The sequence below is a fragment of the Nonomuraea diastatica genome, from assembly GCF_004349015.1.
Taxonomy (GTDB): domain Bacteria; phylum Actinomycetota; class Actinomycetes; order Streptosporangiales; family Streptosporangiaceae; genus Nonomuraea; species Nonomuraea diastatica.
The window spans coordinates 1-1,322 of record NZ_SMKP01000418.1; the positions used below are offsets into that span (position 1 = coordinate 1).

At 68.4% G+C, this 1,322-nt stretch carries 1 pseudogene; it reads left to right on the forward strand.

From position 1 onward, the window contains the following. Positions 1 to 20 precede the first annotated feature (20 nt). Positions 21 to 1,306: pseudogene (locus tag E1294_RS51955) on the forward strand (IS256 family transposase). Positions 1,307 to 1,322: the final 16 nt, after the last annotated feature.

Below are 1,322 nucleotides of genomic sequence, written 5' to 3' on the forward strand. Positions count from 1 at the left end.
TCGGTCGGGAAGGCACACCCGTGCTCACCGTAGTCCCTGGCCCCGCCGGCGGCGACCGCGAAGCGTCCGCCTCCGGCACCTCGCCCGCGCTGATCGACGAGCTGGTACGTGAAGGCGCCCGCCGGATGCTCGCCGAAGCGCTCAAAGCCGAGATTGACGCCTATATCGCCGCCTTCGCCGACGAGCGTGACGAGGCCGGACGCCGCCTGGTCGTCCGTAACGGCCACCACCAGCCCCGGCAGGTGCTGACCAGCGCGGGCGGATCGAGGTCCGCGCCCCGCGCGTCAACGACAAGCGTATCGACGAGGCGACCGGCGAACGCCGGCGCTTCTCCTCGGCCATCTTGCCGCCGTGGTGCCGTAAGAGCCCGGCCATCACCGAGGTGTTGCCGCTGCTCTACCTGCACGGCCTGTCCACCGGCGACTTCGTGCCCGCCCTGAGCCAGTTTCTCGGCACCGGCAACGGGTTGTCGGCGCCGGTCATCACCAAGCTCACCGAGCAATGGAAAGCCGAGCAGCGCGCCTTCGCCGCACGCGACCTGTCTGACGTCGACTACGTCTATCTATGGGCTGATGGCATCCACGTCAACATCCGGCTGGAGGAGCACAAACTCTGCCTGCTGGTGCTGATCGGGGTGCGCGCCGACGGCCGCAAGGAACTCGTCGCCCTGACCGACGGCTATCGCGAATCAACGGAGTCGTGGGCCGATCTGCTGCGTGATTGCGCCCGGCGCGGCATGCGCGCGCCGGTGCTCGCGGTCGGGGATGGCGCGCTGGGCTTTTGGTCGGCGCTGGCCGAGGTGTTTGTCGCAGGCCAGAGCGTAGAGGTGCTGACAAGGTCGCAAACGTGCTCGGGTCGCTGCCGAAGTCGGCCCACCCGGGCGCGAAGAAGGCGCTGGCCGAGATCTGGAATGCCGAGAGCAAGGACCGGGCGCTGGCCGCGGTCGCCGCTTTCGAGGCCGCCTACGGCGTCAAGTTTCCCAAGGCCGTCGCGAAGGTCACCGACGATGTGGAGGAGCTGCTGGCCTTCTACGACTATCCCGCCGAGCACTGGCGGCATCTGCGCACCACCAACCCGATCGAATCGACCTTCGCCACCGTCCGGCACCGCACCAAGGTCACCAAGGGCCCCCGGCTCCCGCGCCGCCGGCCTGGCCATGGCCTTCAAGCTGATCGAATCCGCCCAACGGCGCTGGCGCGCGGTCAACGGCGCCCACCTGGTCGCACTGGTCCGAGCGGGCGCCCTTTTCATCGACGGCAAGCTTGTCGAACGTCCCGCAGAATCAACCGTCTCCACAGCCGCCTAGAACTTCATGATCCACA